The 20,650-nt window shown below is 35.5% G+C and carries 13 protein-coding genes; 4 read left to right on the forward strand and 9 right to left on the reverse strand.

The window, feature by feature from the left end:
* Nucleotides 1–102 precede the first annotated feature (102 nt).
* From M666_RS00430 to asnB, 3 genes are all read right to left on the reverse strand, one after another.
* A complete protein-coding gene (locus M666_RS00430) occupies nt 103–1,116 on the reverse strand; it encodes a DUF6588 family protein (RefSeq protein ID WP_029445420.1) in 1,014 nt (337 codons plus the stop codon).
* Between the two features lie 74 nt (nt 1,117–1,190).
* On the reverse strand, nt 1,191–3,152 hold the full coding sequence (gene gyrB / locus M666_RS00435) for a DNA topoisomerase (ATP-hydrolyzing) subunit B (RefSeq protein ID WP_024479473.1): 1,962 nt from the start codon (nt 3,150–3,152) through the stop codon (nt 1,191–1,193).
* Between the two features lie 241 nt (nt 3,153–3,393).
* The gene (gene asnB / locus M666_RS00440) at nt 3,394–5,067 is read right to left on the reverse strand and encodes an asparagine synthase B (protein ID WP_024479472.1); all 1,674 of its coding nucleotides are present in this window, start codon (nt 5,065–5,067) and stop codon (nt 3,394–3,396) included.
* A gap of 245 nt (nt 5,068–5,312) precedes the next feature.
* On the opposite strand from asnB, the gene M666_RS00445 reads away from it, so the two are divergent.
* Together M666_RS00445 and M666_RS00450 are read left to right on the forward strand one after the other, a co-directional pair.
* A complete protein-coding gene (locus M666_RS00445) occupies nt 5,313–5,858 on the forward strand; it encodes a DUF2911 domain-containing protein (protein WP_029445419.1) in 546 nt (181 codons plus the stop codon).
* A 117-nt stretch (nt 5,859–5,975) separates the two neighbouring features.
* On the forward strand, nt 5,976–8,228 hold the full coding sequence (locus tag M666_RS00450; protein ID WP_029445418.1) for an FUSC family protein: 2,253 nt from the start codon (nt 5,976–5,978) through the stop codon (nt 8,226–8,228).
* On the opposite strand, the gene M666_RS00455 is transcribed toward M666_RS00450, so the two are convergent.
* Nucleotides 8,225–9,847, reverse strand: coding sequence for an amidohydrolase (locus M666_RS00455; protein ID WP_029445417.1), 1,623 nt, complete (start codon nt 9,845–9,847; stop codon nt 8,225–8,227). The genes M666_RS00450 and M666_RS00455 overlap by 4 nt on opposite strands.
* Before the next feature lie 173 nt (nt 9,848–10,020).
* Here M666_RS00455 and mqo point away from each other — a divergent pair, with 173 nt between their 5' ends.
* Both mqo and M666_RS00465 read left to right on the forward strand, forming a co-directional pair.
* The gene (mqo, locus tag M666_RS00460; RefSeq protein ID WP_029445416.1) at nt 10,021–11,505 is read left to right on the forward strand and encodes a malate dehydrogenase (quinone); all 1,485 of its coding nucleotides are present in this window, start codon (nt 10,021–10,023) and stop codon (nt 11,503–11,505) included.
* A gap of 73 nt (nt 11,506–11,578) precedes the next feature.
* Nucleotides 11,579–13,216, forward strand: coding sequence for an ABC-F family ATP-binding cassette domain-containing protein (locus M666_RS00465; RefSeq protein ID WP_029445415.1), 1,638 nt, complete (start codon nt 11,579–11,581; stop codon nt 13,214–13,216).
* On the opposite strand, the gene M666_RS00470 is transcribed toward M666_RS00465, so the two are convergent.
* From M666_RS00470 to M666_RS00490, 5 genes are all read right to left on the reverse strand, one after another.
* A complete protein-coding gene (locus M666_RS00470; RefSeq protein WP_025614095.1) occupies nt 13,213–13,827 on the reverse strand; it encodes a Fe-S-cluster oxidoreductase in 615 nt (204 codons plus the stop codon). The genes M666_RS00465 and M666_RS00470 overlap by 4 nt on opposite strands.
* 82 nt (nt 13,828–13,909) lie before the next feature.
* Complete coding sequence (locus M666_RS00475) at nt 13,910–14,476, reverse strand: PepSY domain-containing protein (protein ID WP_029445414.1); 567 nt, start codon at nt 14,474–14,476, stop codon at nt 13,910–13,912.
* A gap of 97 nt (nt 14,477–14,573) precedes the next feature.
* Nucleotides 14,574–15,665, reverse strand: a complete 1,092-nt coding sequence (locus M666_RS19855) for an OmpA family protein (protein WP_151198008.1) — start codon at nt 15,663–15,665, stop codon at nt 14,574–14,576.
* 158 nt (nt 15,666–15,823) lie between these two features.
* Complete coding sequence (locus M666_RS00485; RefSeq protein ID WP_029445412.1) at nt 15,824–17,578, reverse strand: TonB-dependent receptor; 1,755 nt, start codon at nt 17,576–17,578, stop codon at nt 15,824–15,826.
* 26 nt (nt 17,579–17,604) lie between these two features.
* Nucleotides 17,605–20,622: a tetratricopeptide repeat protein gene (locus tag M666_RS00490; RefSeq protein WP_029445411.1), complete on the reverse strand. Its 3,018-nt coding sequence runs from the start codon at nt 20,620–20,622 to the stop codon at nt 17,605–17,607.
* Between the last annotated feature and the right edge of the window lie 28 nt (nt 20,623–20,650).

Here is a 20,650-nt window from a genome sequence, read left to right on the forward strand (position 1 = left end):
TTACACTCATAAAGGAAATACCACCACAAAACCAATAAAAAAAATAAGGGTCGCCTATAGTATATAGACAACCCTTATTTATATATTTTAATTTTCTTTTACTTACCTAAACCCAAAGTTCACTCCTACAGATAAACTATTAAATTGCGCGATCGTATAATCTGCATGCAACCTAAAAAAACCAAGTTTTAATTTTGTTCCTATGTTTGCTGTAGCTCCCGAAACTTTTTTAGTTAAAGTAAATGGATCTTCAATAGTTTGCTGAAAGGGTCCTTGCTGTACAATATATGTACCTAGAACATCTGTCTTAGAATTCCCTGAGATATACCCTAAACCACCATAAAAATTAATAATTGGTAATTTTGTAGAAACTACTGCTTGAAAATTCCATGAATTTATTTTTGCATCAATCTCCTGATTATCTCCTGCAATAAGATCCGTATCTGTAAAGTTATACGTCCCTGTTAAATGTGTGTACCCTATAACTCCTGATATTGCTACTGGCCAAATTTTCTCTGCTGGTAATAAGCTTGTGAATTCATGTTGCAAACCAACACCATAAAAACCTACAGCCACATCATCGGTATTTATCTTAGGAAGAAAACGAGCTTTAATCTCAGTACCTTTAATTAGACCTACACTAACTTGTAAAAATGCGGAAGGAACAAAGTTAATGTTTTCGGAGGCCAAACCTGTTGGCAACTCAAACTCTTCTCTACTTGTTACTCCCGGAGCAATCTCTCCTTCTACAAACACTCTGATTCCTTCTAAATCCCCAAGGCCTGAAGAGACTATTTTAGAAACACTCCCATCTACAAACTGTAAATTATCATAATCCGCAGTATTTAATACGAAAGTCTTTTTATCTTCTTTATTTTTAAAAGAAGCCATGTTTCCTATTATTGAAATCTCAAAACCACCAAGCGGCTTAGCTTCTCCAGAATTATACCATCCGTTAGAAATACTATACACCATACCTTCTGATAGTGGCGCCATATAGGCATTTGTAAAACGTTCTGCATCTGCAACTCCTGCAGCAAAAATATCATTAAAATTAGATTGTGCTGCTCCTGTTGCACACATAATAAAACTGACAAATAGAAAAATATATTTCATGATTTTTTGTATTTGCCCTAAAACTAAAAAACTCGCACTTTAAGTGCGAGTTTTTGTTGTGTAATTACTGTTTTCTATGCATCAATGTTCGCATATACAGCATTTTTCTCTATAAATTCTCTTCTTGGTGGAACCTCATCGCCCATCAACATAGAGAAAACACGATCTGTTTCTGTCGCATTATCAATAGTTACTTGTCTTAATGTTCTAAACTCCGGATTCATGGTTGTATCCCACAGTTGTTCTGCGTTCATCTCTCCAAGACCTTTGTAACGTTGTATACCAACACTACCATTAAAGCTTTCTGCTATCTCATCACGCTCTTTATCATTCCAAGCGTAACGTTTTTTAGTTCCTTTTTTAACTAAGTATAATGGAGGTGTAGCAATGTAAACATGACCACCTTCTATCAACTCTCGCATATATCTAAAGAAGAATGTTAAAATAAGAGTTTCAATATGGCTACCATCGACATCCGCATCACACATAATCACTACCTTATGGTAACGAAGCTTGTCTAAGTTAAGCGCCTTACTATCTTCTTCAGTACCTATAGTAACCCCTAAGGCAGTATAGATGTTTTTAATTTCTTCATTTTCAAAAACCTTGTGCGTCATTGCTTTTTCCACATTAAGAATCTTACCTCTTAATGGCAGAATAGCCTGAAACATACGGTCACGACCTTGTTTAGCCGTACCACCCGCCGAATCTCCCTCTACTAGGAATACTTCGCAATTTACAGGGTCTTGATCAGAACAATCTGATAGTTTACCAGGTAAACCACCAATACTCATTACTGTTTTACGCTGTACCATTTCACGCGCTTTGGTAGCAGCATGACGCGCAGTAGCAGCAAGAACAACTTTCTGTACAATCACTTTAGCATCATCAGGATTTTCTTCTAAGTAATCTGATAACATTTCTGAAACCGCCTGACTAACCGCAGCAGAAACCTCACGGTTTCCTAATTTAGTTTTCGTCTGACCCTCAAATTGTGGCTCACCAACTTTTACAGATATAATAGCTGTTAATCCCTCTCTAAAATCATCTCCTTGAATCTCGAACTTCAATTTATCTAACATTCCAGAAGCATCCGCATACTTTTTTAAAGTACTTGTTAATCCTCTTCTAAAACCAGATAAGTGTGTTCCACCCTCATGAGTGTTAATATTATTCACATAAGAATGCAGATTCTCTGTATACGATGTATTGTAGACCATCGCTACCTCAACAGGAATACCATTTTTCTCACCTTCCATAGAAATCACGCCATTAATTAATGGCTCACGATTTCCGTCTAGGAATTTTATAAATTCTTTTAGCCCTTCTTCTGAAAAGAAACGCTCTTCTAGGAAACCACTAGGACTGTCTTTATCTTTCTGACGCTTATCTGTCATTGTAATAGCAACACCCTTGTTCAAGTAAGAAAGCTCACGCATTCTATTGGAAAGCGTTTCATAGCTAAACTCTGTAGTCTGCGTAAAGATAGTTTCATCTGGATAGAAGGTAACTTCTGTACCTCTAATCTCTGTTTCTCCAATACTTTTTACTGGGTAAAGTGCTTTTCCTTTTTCGTATTCTTGTTCGTAAATAGTACCATTACGGAATACGGTAGCCTTTAAATGTGTAGATAATGCATTCACACACGATACACCTACCCCGTGTAAACCACCAGATACTTTATAAGAATCCTTATCAAACTTACCACCAGCACCAATCTTGGTCATTACAACTTGTAATGCCGATACGCCTTCTTTCTTGTGAATATCTACCGGAATACCACGACCGTTATCTCTAACCGTAATAGAGTTATCTTCATTAATTGCAACACTTATCGTATCACAATGTCCACCCATTGCTTCATCAATAGAGTTATCTACAACCTCGTATACCAAGTGATGTAAACCTCTAACTCCTACATCTCCAATATACATGGAAGGACGCATACGTACATGTTCCATACCCTCTAGGGCCTGAATACTATCCGCTGAGTAATTATTCTTTTTTTGCTCGTCTTTATTTGCTTCTTCGCTCATAAATTAATGGTTTCAATATAAATTTAGCAATCTTACAAATATAAGCAATACGTAATGGAAATAGGGTTTTATAACAAAATGACAACAGTAAGTTATCAACAATAATTGTGGAAAATGCGCTAGGCGACTCCTTTTGAAAAAATCAGTAGTTTTCAATACTAAAGAAGCACCCTAATAGGGTGCTTCTTTTCGACTAATTATAATTAAAACTGAAAACAGTGGTAATTCTTATTTACAATATTTAAGCTTTTACGTAAGCATCTGAATGCACGTTGGCTACTGCTCTACCAGATGGATCGTTCATATTCTTGAACGCTTCATCCCATTCTAATGCAATTTTAGTACTACACGCTACAGAAGCCTCTTGTGGCACACAAAGCGCCGCTGCATCTGAAGGGAAATGTGATTCAAAAATTGCACGGTAATAAAATTCTTCCTTTGATGTTGGTGTCTGTAACGGGAATCTGAATTTAGCATTTGCCAATTGTTCATCAGAAACTTCCTCGGCTACTACTTCTTTCAAAGTATCAATCCAGCTATACCCTACGCCATCAGAGAACTGTTCTTTTTGTCTCCAAGCTACACTTTCTGGAATCATATCTTCAAAAGCTTTACGAACAACCCATTTCTCCATGCGCTCTCCGTTAATCATTTTATCTTGAGGGTTAATACGCATCGCAACATCCATAAATTCTTTATCTAAGAAAGGAACACGACCTTCTATACCCCAAGCAGCTAATGATTTGTTCGCACGCAAACAATCATACATATGAAGCTTGCTTAGTTTACGAACAGTTTCTTCGTGAAACTCTTTAGCATTTGGTGCTTTATGAAAATATAAATACCCTCCGAACAATTCATCTGCCCCTTCTCCGGATAATACCATTTTAACCCCCATAGATTTAATAACCCTAGACATTAAGTACATAGGAGTAGAAGCTCTAATAGTAGTTACATCATATGTTTCTAAGTTATACACCACGTCTTTAATAGCATCCAAGCCTTCTTGAATCGTGAATTTTATTTCATGATGTATGGTTTTAATATGATCCGCAACTTTTTGTGCCGCCGCTAAATCTGGAGAACCTTCTAGTCCTACAGAAAAAGAGTGCAATTGTGGGTACCAAGCATCCGCAACGTCATCAGACTCTATTCTTTTTTGAGCATATTTCTTAGCAATTGCAGAAGTTACCGAAGAATCTAAACCTCCTGAAAGTAACACCCCGTAAGGTACATCAGACATTAATTGTCTATGCACCGCTGCTTCTAAAGCTTCTTTAATTTCCTTTATGCTAGTCTCGTTATCCTTAACCGCATCATATTCCATCCAATCACGCGTATACCATTGCTTTAACTCTCCATCAGAACTATGCATATAGTGCCCTGGAGGAAAAAGTTCTATTTTAGTACAAATACCTTCTAAGGCTTTTAGCTCAGAGGCTACGTAAAAAGTACCATTCTTATCCCAGCCCATATATAAAGGAATGATCCCCATATGATCTCTAGCGATAAAATATTCATCTTTTTCAGCATCGTATATGGCAAAACCAAAAATTCCGTTCATTTCATCAAGAAAGCTCACACCTTTTTCTTGGTATAAGGCCAATATTACTTCACAATCAGATTCTGTTTGGAAATCATACTTCCCTACAAACTGCTTTCTTAACTCTCTATGATTATATATCTCGCCATTAGCAGCAAGTACCAACTTATTATCTTTACTGAATAAAGGTTGCTTTCCAGAAGCTGGGTCTACAATAGACAAACGCTCGTGCGCTAATATTGCTTTATCATTAGCAAATATTCCACTCCAGTCCGGTCCTCTATGTCTAATCTTTTTAGACATCTCTAGTAACTGTGGCCTTAAGTCCTCAGTACTCTCTTTTACATCAAATGCACATACTATTCCACACATATTATTCTATATTATAAGCAATTTTAAAGCAAAGATGCATGAATTGGTTTAATAAAAAAACCATAAATTAAAAAAAGGTAACAATATGAAACTTTAAGTTATAAAATAATACTAAAATGAAACTATAACAGAATTTTCAACTCTAATTTCTCTTTTTTTGTAAGTTTAGAAAAATTGCCCGACTTTAGTACCCCATTACTAAGAGATATACTCTAGTACATGTTTCAAATTAAAACCTTATGATTATGAAAAAAATTCTTACCCTTACAGCCGTAGTAGTATGTTTAGTATTTAGTACTACAGCAAGTGCTCAAAAATTTAGCGGATTAGACAAGAGTCCGATGGATGTAGCTGCGTACCCTACAAGTTACAAAGTATCTGAGAAGGTAGCTAAAGTTAGCTATAGCAGACCACAATTAAAAGGGCGTTCTATTGCAGAATTAGCTCCTGCTGGTGCCGTATGGAGAACTGGTGCGAATGAAGCTGTGGAAGTAACTTTTTATACAGATGTAACTTTTGGTGGATCTGAAGTAAAAGCCGGAACATATTCTCTATTTACCATCCCTGGAGCTAATGAATGGACTGTTATTTTAAACAGTAAATTAAACCAATGGGGTGCTTATTCTTATGATGAAAGCGCAGATGTTGTTCGTGTAAAAGGAGCAGTTAGCAAGGGTACCGAATCTTTAGATGCTTTTTCTATGGCATTTAAAGAAGGTGATAAAAGTGCTGATTTAGTTATTGGATGGGGAACTGTTAGAGTTGCCGTACCAGTTGCAGCTACTATGTAATTTTCAAATTACGATTGACACTATAGCGCCTGAAGTTTTTACTTCAGGCTTATTTTTTTTCCTAATTTTTCGCAGTATCTTCCATATATCATAACAAATACAAACTATCTTTGATGTATGGTTAAGGAATTTCTAAAAGACATTCTATTATTTCTTAAAAGTTCCAATTTTTACAAAGGAGTGCTGCAGACGGTGGCCGTAATAACACCTCTAATCATTTTCAACTTTTTTGGCCATATTTCTTATGCCATTCCTATAGCTATAGGCGTATTTCTCAATATTCCTGGTAATATTCCCGGTACTTTAAGACGAAAAATCTATAGTACACTTATTAGTATTGTGCTCACTATGGCTGTAACATTAATTGTATCATACGCCAAGCAGAATTTTGCAGTTTTACTCCTTACCATAGCCATCTTATCTTTTTTTATTTCCTTAATCTCGGCGTATGGTTTTCGCGGGTCTTTGATTGCTTTTTGCGGCTTACTAGCCATTGTCTTGAGTCTCGTGAGTAGAAATACCACTATTGGTATCTGGGCCTATGTGGGCCTTATTGGTATCGGCGGACTCTGGTTTCTATTAGTATTATGCCTATCTCATTGGATAGCACCTAAAAAAGATGAAGATCAATTACTTTCAGAAACTTTACGCATAACCGGCAGCTATCTAAAAGTTAGGGGTAAATTATTAATAGAAAAAGAAAAAAGAGATCAGCTATTAATAAAAACTTTAAAACTACAAACAGAGCTTAATGAGAAGCACGAAATTTTAAGAGAACTTCTTTTAAGCGAAAGAAAACAAATAGGAAGATCTCATTTTGATGAAAAAAGAGTTTTAATTTTTATTTCATTGATTGATATTTTAGAACTAGCCTTAGCCAATACCTTAGATTATTCTAAAATAGATGTCATTTTTAAAGACCGTTCTGTTCTGAAAGAATTTAAAACGCTGAATACCACCATGGGCAATCACCTGCAGGTATTGTCAAAAATTTTAATGAATAAGAAAAAAGTTCAAAATAAGAACGAACTTTTAGACGGACTTGCCGTAATTGAAAAAACCATTCAAAACTACATTGCGTCAGTAGAACTCCCTGCTGGCCGAGAAGGAATCATTACCCTTAGAAACCTTCAAGATTACCAACAACAGCAAGTAACAAAAATACGTGCCATAAGAAGGGTAATGAACAATGTTACCAAAGATAAAATATCATTTAAAGATAAAGAAGCTACTCAATTTATAACCACACAGGAATATAGTCTTCAAATTATTGCGCAACATTTCACGTTTAAGTCGCCCATATTCCGCCATGCACTTAGGCTAACTATCACCATTGTTTTTGGTTTTACTTTTGGTACGCTCATCGGAATAAAAAATCCGTACTGGATAGTGCTTACTTTAATTGTTTTAATGAGGCCAAGCTATGGCTTGACCAAAGAAAGAGCCATCAATAGAATTATAGGAACTATCATAGGCGCTCTATTTGCGCTAGCCATTATCTTTATAACTAGTAATACTGTGGTATATATGGTTCTAGCTGCCGTATCTTTAGTTATTGCGTTTTCCTTGATACAGCAAAGTTATCGCTCTGCCGCTGCATTTATTACTATAAATGTGATATTTGTATATGCACTGTTAGAACCTAATAGCCTAGTGGTGGTTAAATTTCGCGTGCTTGATACTTTTATTGGAGCCTTACTTGCTGTGATTGCTAATTACACCCTATGGCCTTCGTGGGAGTTTATGAATTTGAGTCCCGTGATTATAAATTCCATTCAGAAAAATAAAGCTTATTTGGCCGCTGTCAGCAAAATTTACCACACGAAAGAAATTAAAAACTTAGATTACAAAGTAGCTCGTAAGGAAGCATTCTTAGCTATTAGCAATTTAAATGCTGCTTTTCAACGCATGACTCAAGACCCCAAATCTAAACAAAAAGAGATGCAACTTATTTATGAATTTGTCTCATTAAACAATACCTTCTTATCGGCATTAGCCTCTATGGGTAGTTTTATTCAAAATCATACCACTACGGCGTCTAGTGAAAATTTTGACGCTTTTATTTCCCATATAGAAAACCAATTGGAAAATGCAGAAACCCTCTTATCTGAAAATAAAACAGCTGTAATTAAGAAGCATAAAAAAATTGAAACCGCAGAAGAGGCCTTAAAAAGTTCATTTACGACACTATCCAACCAAAGAGACCAACAAATAAAAGAAGGTCAGCACAAGATAGATTTAGAGATGCGCTTACAATTACAAGAAGCGCATTTGGTCACCAACCAACTCACCTGGCTTAAGGGTTTATCTGAAGATATCTACAGGAACAGCACAAAGTATGCCCAATTGTTTAACAACAAAAACACTTAGTTCATTTTCTCTCCTGAAATAAAAACTTGTTCTGGCTTAATGTTCGGCGTCTCCTCTTCAGGAACCGTCATAATATCTTTATCTAGGATAACAAAATCTGCCATTTTCCCCACTTCAATGCTTCCTTTCTCGTCTTCTTCAAAATTACTGTAAGCAGCCCAGATGGTCATTCCTTTTAATGCCTCTTCTCTTGTCAGAGCATCATTCATTTGAAAACCTTCTTCAGGATACCCTTTCAAATCTTTACGAGCCACCGCGGCATAGAAGGTATAAAACGGACTAACTTGCTCCACAGGAAAGTCGGTACCTAGCGCTACCATACCTGCTTTATCTAAAAGCGTTTTGAAGGCATAAGCCCCAGGCATGCGGTCTGCCCCTATTCTATCTTCTGCCCAATACATATCACTTGTTGCGTGCGTGGGCTGTACCGAAGGGATAATTCCATCTTCAAAATAATCAAAGTCTGGTGTACTTAATATCTGCGCATGTTCTACTTTCCAACGCCGGTCTTCCTTACCTTTCAGGGCTTTTTTGTAAGCTCTTAACACCACAATATTGGCAGAATCACCAATAGCATGCGTATTCATTTGAAATTCAGTAGCAGCTATTCTATGCGCCAAGCTTTCTATCTCATCTACTGGAGTAACCATTGCTCCAAAATGATGCTCTTTATCTGAATAAGGTGTTTTCATTACCGCACCTCTAGACCCTAAAGCGCCATCGCCATATACTTTTACAGATCTAACATTTAATCGGTCTGTTTTTAAAATCCCTTTAGTTAAATAATAATCTAAATTCTCCGGATAGTTGGCAATCATCGCATATAAACGAATTTTTAAATCGCCTGATTGCTGAAGGCTATCAATTAACTCAATAACTTCTCTAGGCAAGCCGGCATCATTCACAGTGGTAAGTCCGTTTTCAAAAGCAATACGTTCTGCATCTTTCAATGCAGCAATCATGGTTTTTTTCGAAGGTTTGGGAATAATTGCATCAATTAAGCCCATTGGACCGTCTACAAGCACTCCTGTTAATGCGCCATTAATTTTAACTATCTCGCCTCCTACAGCAACTGTTTCATTTGTTATACCCGCCAAATCCAAAGCTTTCTGGTTTACCAAATATGCATGTCCATCAATACGTTCTATAGCAATTGGAGTATCAGGATACAATTCATCTACCTCCTTTTTTGTTGGAAACTCTTTTACCTCCCAATCATTCTGATCCCAGCCACGACCATAGATAAACTCCTTTTTATTTTCTGTTTGAAACGCTTGAACACGCTCTAACACTTCAGAAAAGCTTGATGTCCCCACTAAGTCTACCGCTTGTTGGTTTTCTCCTAACCTGTAAAAGTGACAATGTGCATCTATCAATCCAGGAACAACAGTTTTTCCTCCCGCGTCAACTATGTTTTTTGCTTCGTATAATTCCTGCACTTCTTTATTAGTCCCAATGAAAATAAATTTCCCTTCTTTTATAGCGAATGCTTCTGTCTTAGAAAAAGAGTCATCAACGGTATAAACGTTTCCATTTAAAACAATTAAATCTACTTGTTCTTTAGACGGAGTACAACTCACAATTAGTAGTGCAAAAAAAGTAATACAAAGGTTTTTCATGACAGCGCGCATTAGGTTATTTATTCTGAGCCTGAAAATACAATTTTCTATAAAAATAAGCGCTTTTGTTTAACCAAAAAGAAAGCGAATAGCCCATACTATAAGAATGATTCTACTGTTACTATTAAAAGTTGCTTTCCATTTCTTAACTTTAAATGCAATAAACACTACCTATGAACACAAAAAATAACTTTACCTTAATTGGAGCCGGAATCATGAGCGCCACATTAGGCGTACTATTGAAACAACTTATCCCTGATGCAATTATCAGCATCTATGAAAGGCTAGATGCAGTAGGGGCAGAAAGTTCAGATGCCTGGAATAATGCAGGAACAGGACATTCTGCTTTTTGTGAATTAAATTACACCCCCGAAAATGATGCTGGGGATATTGATATTTCTAAAGCATTAAAAATAAGTGAACAGTTTGAAATGTCTAAACAGTTTTGGGCATATCTCGTAAAAAACAATCGGATACAAGCAGATACTCCATTTATCAATGATATTGATCATATGAGTTTTGTTTGGGGTGATGCAAATATAAAATTCCTAAAAAAAAGGCACGAAGCCTTGACAAAGTATGATATTTTCAAGGCGATGAAATTCAGTACCGATTTTGAAGAAATTAAGCAATGGATACCTTTGATGATGAAGGGAAGAACTGCCGATGAAAAAATTGCAGCTACCAGAATGCCTATAGGTACGGATGTTAATTTTGGAGCTATTACCCGTAAAATGATTTCTTATTTAGAAACATGTGATGGCGTTACCATTCATTTAGGCCATCAAGTAGAAGATATTGAACAAAAAAAAGATGGTTCTTGGACTATTGAAGTAACTGATTTACATGCAGATCAAGAGAAAACAATTAACACCAACTTTGTATTTATTGGTGCTGGTGGGGGTGCGCTAAAACTTCTAGAGAAATCTGGAATTCCCGAAGGTGAAGGTTTTGGTGGTTTTCCTGTCAGCGGTCAGTTTCTAAAATGCAATAATCCTGAGGTTGCAAAATTACACGAAGCTAAAGTTTATGGCAAAGCCGAAGAAGGTTCCCCTCCTATGTCTGTGCCACATTTAGATACGCGAATGCTAAATGGCGAGCGTTCTTTATTATTTGGCCCTTATGCCGGCTTCTCGACAAAATTTTTAAAAAACGGATCTTATTTTGATCTCCCACTATCTATAGATGCCCACAATATATTTCCTTTATTATCTGCTGGACTAAAAAACATCTCCTTAACAAAATACCTTATTGAGCAAGTGGTACAGTCTCCAGAAGAGCGTTTTGAAGCTTTATTAAAATATTATCCTGAAGCTAAAATTGAAGATTGGGAATTAATTACTGCGGGGCAACGGGTGCAAATTATCAAAAAAGATAAAAAAGAAGGTGGGGTATTAAAATTTGGAACCGAAATTGTAAGTAGCACAGACAAAACACTAGCCGCTCTACTAGGGGCTTCCCCTGGAGCATCAACAGCAGTTTCCATTATGTTAAACGTATTAGACGAATGCTTCCCTATTCAAATGAAAACAGCAGCATGGCAAAATAAGCTCAAAGAAATATTCCCCAGTTACGGGGAATCTCTTATAGCAAATGGCGATTTATGCCTGCAAATTAGAGCGTATACCACATCCATATTAAAACTAGAAGAAAAATAACGCTAGCGCTTACAAAAAAGGTAGCTGCAATTATCTAGCTTTTAACTAGTTTTGCAGCTTCAAAATATAATGTATGATTTCGGTAGATAATATTGCAGTAGAGTTTAGTGGCGACACCCTTTTTAGTGACGTTTCATTTGTAATTAATGAAACGGATAAAATTGCTTTAATGGGAAAAAATGGTGCTGGAAAATCTACCATGATGAAAATTATTGCCGGAGTACAAAAAGCAACACGTGGCAATATACGCTACCCTAAAGAAGCCGTCATTGCTTATTTACCACAACATTTATTGACAGAAGATAATTGTACTGTTTTTGAGGAAGCATCTAAGGCTTTCGCTCAAGTATTCACCATGCAAAAAGAAATGGCTGAATTAAATACTGCGCTAGAAACTAGAACAGATTACGAGTCTGACGAATACATGAAACTCATTCAGAAAGTATCTGATTTAGGTGAAAAATATTACGCCTTAGAAGAAATTAACTATGAAGCAGAGGTTGAAAAAGCTTTAGCCGGACTTGGGTTTAAACGTGAAGATTTTCACCGTCAAACGAGCGAATTTAGTGGTGGTTGGCGTATGCGTATTGAGTTGACTAAAATATTATTACAAAAGCCAGATCTTATTTTATTAGATGAGCCTACCAACCATGTAGACATAGAATCTGTCATATGGTTAGAAGATTTTCTTTTAAATAAGGCAAAAGCCGTTGTGGTTATATCTCACGATAAAACTTTTATTGATAACATCACCAATAGAACCATTGAGGTAACTATGGGGCGCATTTACGATTATAAAGCAAACTACTCTCACTACCTACAATTGCGAGAAGACCGCAGAAGCCATCAAATAAAAGCGTTCCAAGAGCAACAAAAATTTATTGCAGACAACCAAGCATTTATTGACCGTTTTAAAGGCACGTATTCTAAAACCAACCAAGTTACTTCTAGAGAGCGCATGTTGGAAAAATTAGAAATTATCGAAATTGATGAAATAGACAATGCTTCATTACGCTTAAGGTTTCCTCCTGCACAGCGTTCTGGTGATTACCCTGTTACCGTAAATGCATTGACCAAAACTTACGGAGAACATGTAGTGTTTAAAGATGCTAACATGAGTATTTCTCGTGGAGAAAAAGTTTCTTTTGTAGGAAGAAACGGTGAAGGTAAATCTACCATGATCAAAGCGATTATGGGTGAAATAGATTTTGAAGGAGAGTGCCAATTAGGACACAATGTAAAAGTGGGGTATTTTGCTCAGAACCAAGCATCATTATTAGATCAAAACCTAACCGTTTTTCAAACGGTAGATGAAGTTGCTAAAGGAGACATCCGAACACAAATGAAAAACATCTTAGGAAGGTTCATGTTTGGAGGAGAAGATGTTGAAAAGAAAGTAAGCGTACTCTCTGGAGGAGAAAAAACAAGATTAGCAATGGTTAAATTATTATTAGAACCCGTGAACTTGTTAATTCTGGATGAGCCTACGAACCACTTAGATTTGAAATCTAAGGATGTTCTTAAAGAAGCTTTATTAGATTTTGATGGTACATTAATTCTAGTATCTCATGACCGTGACTTTTTACAAGGACTTTCTCAGAAAGTATTTGAATTTAAAGACAAACGTGTTATCGAACATTTTGAAAGTATTGATGCTTTCTTAGAACGTAATAGAATTCAAAATTTAAAAGAAATAGATTTAAAGAATTAAGCACAATCTTTAAATCCTCTAGGAAATGGGCGGTAGGCGTAGTATTGTAATACCTCCTCTATCGCTAAGATTAAAGCTCTGTTTATAGGAACTATTTGGTTGCCTAGAATAAAGTCTATTTGAGAAAGTTTCATATAGTAATCCGTAAAAACCGGAACATACAAGCCTTTTTGCATGCTTATTCTTGCTTCATCAAAATTCTGAGCCTGCTCTTCTTTAATTATTTTACAAGTTGCCAAACGCATTTCACCAAATTTATCACGATTAGCACCATAGCCAAATAACCTACAGATAAGACCTCTGTAGATATAGTCACTACATTTACCATTACCATTGTTTTTATCTACTAACGAAAGTGGTTGGTATATATGGCATACTGCACTTGAACCTGCCTTTAAAGTATCTAAAGTTTCCCCTGCCAAGCCATTAACAAATAAATGATATGCCCAAGGAAGAAATTCTAATGGAGACGCATCTACTTCGGCATGCGTACAACATTTACCACAACCAGCCTTGCAATGCAAGGAAGTTTTCTCCTGAAAAGAAGCAATTTCTTTATCCAGACCAGCGTACAGATTATCTACCGCTCTAACTTTCTTAATTATAGACATTAAGGTTAAAAATTTAGGAGGTAAATGTAGACTAAAAAACAATTGATATTACATCAATCTTACGTATGGAACATAAAAAAAGTTAAGCGGATTTACGCATGCGTTTTGGACCATACCAAAGCCAAAAACCCGTGATGGTAAAAAACAATAAAGCAATGCTCATCACTGTTGTATACAGTATTTTAATAGGACTTCCTGAAGTGTTAAAATAAATATCTAAGACAGAACCGTCATGTATGTTCTCTACAAAATCTGATTGGCGTTTGCCAAATTCTAGTAACTGTCCTGTAGCGCCGTCTAATTGTAAACCGTAATAGTCTTCATAGATAAACTTAATCACCCCTTTATCTTTTCGGATATCTACACGATCTAAGGCTAATGGTCTATTTTCCGCGACAGAATCTTTAATTACTCTGGCTGCTTTTTCGTAAAGCACACCTAATGGCAACCATTCAGAAAATTCTGAGCTAGACCCTATTTGGGTTTCGGCAAGAAGAACGCCTGCACTATTTTTTTTCCAACCTAGTAAGAGCCCCGAAACCGAAATAAAGAAGAAAAAAAAGAATAAAAAAGCCCCCAATAACCGGTGAATTTTTCTAAATATTCGCAATACTTTAGCTTGTTTTTTTCTTTTGGTTTTTGGATTCATACGTTCAGACAGCAACTAAATAAGGTATATTACACATTAGATTAGTCGTGAAAGTTAAGTATATTATCTTGTAGATTTTAACAAAGAAATATTAAAATTACTGACCGTCTTCATACAGATTCTTAGCATAGGTACTTTGTGGTTCTGCCAGTAGAAATTCTACTCTCCTATTTTTAAACCGAACATCTTCTTTTTCATTACTTACTACGGGTTTTTTAAAACCAAAACCTTTCCAGGAAATCCTATTCTTACTTAATCCAGATTTTTCTAAAAATTTAGCTACAGTTGCAGCTCTTTTTTCAGATAACTCATCATTATAGGCTACAGATCCCATAGCGTCTGTATGACCATACAAGTAAACGTTTAATTTAGGATTACTTTTTAAATAAATTACTAAATCTGACAACTGCTTATTGTACGCTATTTCTATACTAGTTTCGTCAAAATCAAAAAGCAATTCTTCTATAACATATAACTGATTAGGCGTATAACTAGGTATCATCTCAACAGATACCATATCTATAAAATAATACGCAGATTTACGTGAAGTTTTCTTAACTACTTGTGTAAATGTATCTTTATTATTACTAAAATTTCCGATAGTTAGAAACTGCTCATCTCCTTTAGCCATAATGTTGGCAGATATCTCTACCCATGAATCTGTATTATCTAAATACTCATGAGATTGCATGCGCTTAAAATTAACCTGAGCTGACCGCGAAAAGTACCTAATATCTAAATGTTTTGAGGTATTCAATTCAAAAACCGATGGAGATAATAGCACATCGAACTCTTTGATAGCAAACTCTACATCATCTGCTAAGCTCACCATAAAAGAAACCTTATACAGTTTGTCTTTCTCCAAAGGGGTTTCTAATTCTGCCGTAATATATTCTCGGTAATCATTAGGAGCATATAAATACATTCCAGCATATGCATTTCCATCAAAGGGCAATTGAGAGCCAATAAAATTATCAGTTACTGGTAATTCTTTACTACAGGTATTGAAGTAATCTGTAGTCCCTAATGTGGGCTTATGCCAATTTTTAGCATCAATATCTAAGGAACCAAATTTTTCTGGACATTTATAATTAGATTCAAAACTTGGATTTTTTACTAAGTTCTGGCTTTTTACCACTAAAGTACATAGCATAAAAAACAAAAACATGATTGGGGGGAACGTTTTCATTTCTAAAATATTTATGAATAAAAAAATATCTGTCAAATAAAAAAAGTCACTCGTAGAATTCTACAAATGACTTTTTAAATTGTGCTAAAAAATATGTTTTCAGCTACAAATTTTTGTAGGATACATTTACTATTTCCTACGAATATAATTATAATTATTTAAAAATCAAACTTATAGGTAGCACCTGCTAAAAGCTGAAAGCCTTGAACTGGGTAATTTGCCCATCTCATATAGTTCGAATTTGCTATATTATTTGCTTTTACAAACACTGATAACTGCTCATTAAACCTGTATCCTACGTGTGCATTGGTATCCCAATAACTATTTAGGGTAACTATCGTGGATGGAAAATCTACTGGGTTTGCATTTTGTACCACAGATGCCTGTAAATCCTGGCGCTCGCCCACATAAAACAAGGTCGCTCCCATATACCATTGTTTATCTATTTGATAATCTAGAAATACAGAACTTGTTACCTTAGGTAAATTCCATGCTGGATTATCTGTTTCTGTCGAATAGGTATAAGCTTCAGCATTTAAACCCAAAGAAAAATTTCTTTTTATATCCACATTCAGCTCAGCAAAAATGCCTAATGTTTTTACGTCGTCATAAAATACATCAAAAGAATTGTTGTAATAATACCCTTTTTCGTCATCACGAAATGTATTTTCTGGATTCCACTTATATAGGGGTTTCTTATTTTCTGTCTTATAAGAAGCTTTTAAGTTATAGCTTAAACTTGGCAATAACTGACCTTTGATCCCTGCGTAAGCGTTATATTTTTGATCTGTTGGTTGCACTGTTAGTGTAGGAGATACGAATGGGTTGCTTTCTACATAATCATAATAGGAGTTCTGAATTAATTCTCCTTGGATACCTCCATAGGCAATAACCGTTTCATCAAGAACACGGTAACTAGCAGTGATATCTGGATAGATGTAAAAATTACTATCGCTATTTTCAGAATCTAATCCAAAGACAAGATTCACCCCTAAATTCAAGGTTAAGTCATCTCTAAGAATTTCTATACTTGGCCCTACTCCTACTTGAAATAAGCTATAATTAATTTCTGGTGTATTTACCGTACTGTTTAAGCTAGCATTCTTAAACACGCCGCCCAAGTAATCTAACTTTCCTTTAATCCGGATGTTTTCATCGCCTATCGGAAATTGAGCAACACCTTTTAGCATAGCTCTATTCTCCCCTGATTTTGTAGCATCCCAAAAGCGACGAATAAGTGCTTCTCCTCTTTCTAAATACGCATTATCCATGTTTACATATCCAGAAATTTCTGCATTGAAATAATTCTGCTTAGCATCTATACCATTTACTATTTCATCACTATAAGCACCAACCGGTACTCCATACCAATTATATAATTGATGCTGTAAGCCTAGGTTAGCCCCCCAATTTAAGTCTGAATCACCTTTAGAATATGCCGCTATCAATTTGGTATCATAAAATGCATTTTTCAAAGCAATACTATCTAGGTCTCCTCTAGAAGAATGATGTGTTAATCCAATATCTAAACGCTCATCTCTACTGATTGTTCTACTCGTGTAGAAATCTGCTAAGACATTATCATAAGTACCAAATCCAAGTGATGCATATGAATTATACAAAATTGGAGGTGGAACCTTATCTACTGTTGCCGCCTTACCTTTTGCCGGAGTAAATGTGGACGCCACAGGAACAGAATTTATACTGTAAACTATGGGCTTTTTCTTTAAAACAATAGAATCATTAATCTGCGGAACAGATTTAATTTTAAAGGCATCGGAAACGGTAGGCTTGTAAGCTTTTACAACCGTTACTGTTTCTGTTCCTATACTATCCTTATCTTTCTCTTGAGCCGTTATAGATTGAAAAACGCCTAAAAAAAGAAGTGTACTTATTTTTATGAACTTGTGCATATGGTGTCTCTTTTGCAACTTGATAATTAGTTTTCTGGATTTACAGAGGAATTGCTTTTTGCTTCTTTAGATTTGATACGGAAGGCTTCCGACTTTGCTTCGGCAACTACTTCTGGATACTGGGAAAAGTTAGCCACTACACTATCTAAAATATATGTTGCCTGGTATGCATCTCCTAAGGCATCAAAATTCTTAGCCATAATTATTAATCCCTTTCCGCCCCATTCTTTATAGGCCGAATAATCTTTCGCTAATTTTTGAACAGAAACGTTAGAGGCTTCAAAATCATTTGCCTTATTTTTAAAATACGCATCATAATACAAGGCTTCTGCTGCCAATTCTCCTGTAGCAATGGTCAATACTTGAGCGTATGCTTGCTTTGCTCTCTCCTCATTGTTTGTTCTAATAGCAGAACGAGCTATCATTGTATGTGCATCACTTTTTATACGGTCGTCTATTTTAGAAGATGCCAATACTTTTTCCGCATAAGAAATTGTTTTCGCGTATTCTTTTTGTGCAAAATATCCCTTCATTAAATTAGACTGTGCAAAGGTGATGTTCTGTTGAATATTAGCTGTTGCCTCTAATTTTTCTAGATATGGTAATGCAGCTGTATAATTACCCTTGCCAATATAAATTTCACAGACCCTTGTTAAAGATTGCTCTCCAAACTCTGTTGCTCCTCTATCTACTACATTTTTATAATGTCCTAGCGCTTTATCTTTATCGCCCTGGCTAAAATATAACTGCGCTAGATTAAAGCTAGCTTTTAAAGTATGTAAACCTTTAGGAAATTCTTTTAGATAAGCTTGATACCCCTTTAATGCCTGATCTGTATTACCTTCTATATATTTTTGATCTGCAGATTGAAATGTTGCATTGTCTAGTTCAGCATCTGTAACATCTACGAAATCTAATCCTCGTACCCATTGAGCATACTCACTTACTCTTCCTAAATCTACATAAATAAGCTTTGCGGTCGTTACCGCTTGTACAGCTTCTTGCGTGTTAGGATAATCACGCACTACAGTTTTAAACTTTGTCAATGCCTGTTCACTTCTGTTAGAATTATAATATACCAATCCTTGGCGTACAATAGCTTGTGGCACTAGTGAACTGCCTTTATATTCACTGACTAATTTGTCATACACTTTAAGACCTTCTTCTTCTTTATTTGCTCTCACATAAGAATTACCCAACTCAAAAAGAACATCATCTTTCAACGTAGACTTAGGATACCTACCTATAAAAGCATTTAATTCTTCCATTTTAGTAGGCACTCTATCTATAAAACCATAACTCAATGCTTTTTGAAAAGCCGCATAATCTTTCTCACTTCCTTCACCTTCTAGTGCTTGGTTGTACGCTTCAATTGCTGGCCAATATTTACTAGAAGCAAAATAACTATCTCCTAATCTCAAATAAGCATCATGCTTTTTATTTACCTCTGTGCTTGTACCCACATACGACGCAAAATTTGCTGCTGCATTGGTATACTCTTTCAATTTGAAATTAGTATACCCTAAACTATAATTAAAATCTGCATAATCTGGTGTAGACTTAGCATGAGGATTTTTCTGAAAATCTGAAAAGCTGTTCAACGCTTCTCGAAATAAGTTACTGTTATATTCTGCTTCCGCTTTCCAATAACTAGCCCTCGCTTTAAATTTAGGATCTTCAGCGTTATCTAATGATTTTTTGAATACCACAATTGCACCTGCATAATCCGTAGTAGTAAATAACTCTACCCCTCTATAAAAAGCAACCTTTTGATAGGTAGCTTTGCTAGCGTAAGATTTATTTTTTTCTAAAAGCTCCATGGCTCCAGCAAAATTTCGAGACGTAATATAAGAATCTACTAGTAGTTCTTGAATCTCTACTGTATGCTCATCTTTTGGATACTTCTCTAAATAATTAGTCAGGACATTAGGAACGTTTTCATAAGCATTCCCTATTTCATAACTTAATCTTGCATAGTTTAAAAAAGCATCTTTTTGTATTTCAGGAACAAATTCCATTTGAGAGGCATTTCTAAAAGCATTTAAAGCTTCAGATTTCTTATCTAGCTTTAAGTAACATTCCGCTAAATGATAATAAGCATTTTGAGAAACGCTATTTGCCCCTCCTATGATCTTATTAAATTGCTGAATAGCATTGGTATAATCTCCTTGCTTATAATAGCTATATCCTAAGAAATAATAATCCGTATTACTAAACTTTCCGCTTTTTCCTTGATAGTCTAATAAATATGGAACAGAATTTTCATATTGATTAAGATTGAAATAACTCTCTCCTATAATTTTACTCAATTCTGACTTTTCTTGACGGTCTGCTCTTTGCATTTGCTGTTTAGCCAATGCGATAGCTTCTTCAAACTTTCCTAATTTGAAATTCAAATCTGCCTGATAGTAGGATAATTTTTCTTCTAAGACTTTTTGATCCGTAATTTGATCAAAGCGCTGATTGGCTCCTGCATAATCATCTTGCTGGTAGGCAATATACCCCAAGTAATACTTAGCCTGAGAACCATATACCGGAGAATTAGAAACTTTATTTAAATAGGTTTCTGCCTCCTTTGGGTTTTTGGAAGAAAATAAAGCATAACCATAGTTAAAGTTAAATTTATCTTTTTCGCTTTGCGATAAGGAATTCTGATCAACTCTTTTATACCACTTTAAAGCGTAAGGATATTTTCCTGTTTCAAAATAGTATTCTGCCACATCGGAATAGGCTGAATTTCTTTTTGTAGAGGTTGGATATTTTTCTACAAAATCTTCCATTAACTTATCAGCCCCTAATTGATTTAGTCGTACCGCAGCATTTGCAACGTAATATGTACTATTAGCTTCGGTTTCCGGATCTTTTGTACTATACTTCACCTTTTCAAAAATTGCCTGAGCAGCTTGAAATTGTTCGTTATTATAGAGTGTCAACGCCTGTTGATACTCTTTTTGATCATGGGTGTAGATTTTTGATTCTTGAGCGCCTAAAAGATGCAAAGCTCCAATAAAACTAAGCAATAACGCGGTTTTTTTCTTCTGCATAATGTTCTCCAACAATTAAGAAATACCT

The sequence above is a fragment of the Cellulophaga baltica 18 genome (genome assembly GCF_000468615.2).
GTDB lineage: Bacteria > Bacteroidota > Bacteroidia > Flavobacteriales > Flavobacteriaceae > Cellulophaga > Cellulophaga baltica.

What these genes read in the sequence shown, in the direction of transcription:
- M666_RS00430 (WP_029445420.1), bottom strand. Translation starts at nt 1,116, where the DNA reads ATGAAATATATTTTTCTATTTGTCAGTTTTATTATGTGTGCAACAGGA.
- gyrB (WP_024479473.1), bottom strand. Translation starts at nt 3,152, where the DNA reads ATGAGCGAAGAAGCAAATAAAGACGAGCAAAAAAAGAATAATTACTCA.
- asnB (WP_024479472.1), bottom strand. Translation starts at nt 5,067, where the DNA reads ATGTGTGGAATAGTATGTGCATTTGATGTAAAAGAGAGTACTGAGGAC.
- M666_RS00445 (WP_029445419.1), top strand. Translation starts at nt 5,313, where the DNA reads ATGAAAAAAATTCTTACCCTTACAGCCGTAGTAGTATGTTTAGTATTT.
- M666_RS00450 (WP_029445418.1), top strand. Translation starts at nt 5,976, where the DNA reads ATGGTTAAGGAATTTCTAAAAGACATTCTATTATTTCTTAAAAGTTCC.
- M666_RS00455 (WP_029445417.1), bottom strand. Translation starts at nt 9,847, where the DNA reads ATGAAAAACCTTTGTATTACTTTTTTTGCACTACTAATTGTGAGTTGT.
- mqo (WP_029445416.1), top strand. Translation starts at nt 10,021, where the DNA reads ATGAACACAAAAAATAACTTTACCTTAATTGGAGCCGGAATCATGAGC.
- M666_RS00465 (WP_029445415.1), top strand. Translation starts at nt 11,579, where the DNA reads ATGATTTCGGTAGATAATATTGCAGTAGAGTTTAGTGGCGACACCCTT.
- M666_RS00470 (WP_025614095.1), bottom strand. Translation starts at nt 13,827, where the DNA reads ATGTCTATAATTAAGAAAGTTAGAGCGGTAGATAATCTGTACGCTGGT.
- M666_RS00475 (WP_029445414.1), bottom strand. Translation starts at nt 14,476, where the DNA reads ATGAATCCAAAAACCAAAAGAAAAAAACAAGCTAAAGTATTGCGAATA.
- M666_RS19855 (WP_151198008.1), bottom strand. Translation starts at nt 15,665, where the DNA reads ATGAAAACGTTCCCCCCAATCATGTTTTTGTTTTTTATGCTATGTACT.
- M666_RS00485 (WP_029445412.1), bottom strand. Translation starts at nt 17,578, where the DNA reads ATGCACAAGTTCATAAAAATAAGTACACTTCTTTTTTTAGGCGTTTTT.
- M666_RS00490 (WP_029445411.1), bottom strand. Translation starts at nt 20,622, where the DNA reads ATGCAGAAGAAAAAAACCGCGTTATTGCTTAGTTTTATTGGAGCTTTG.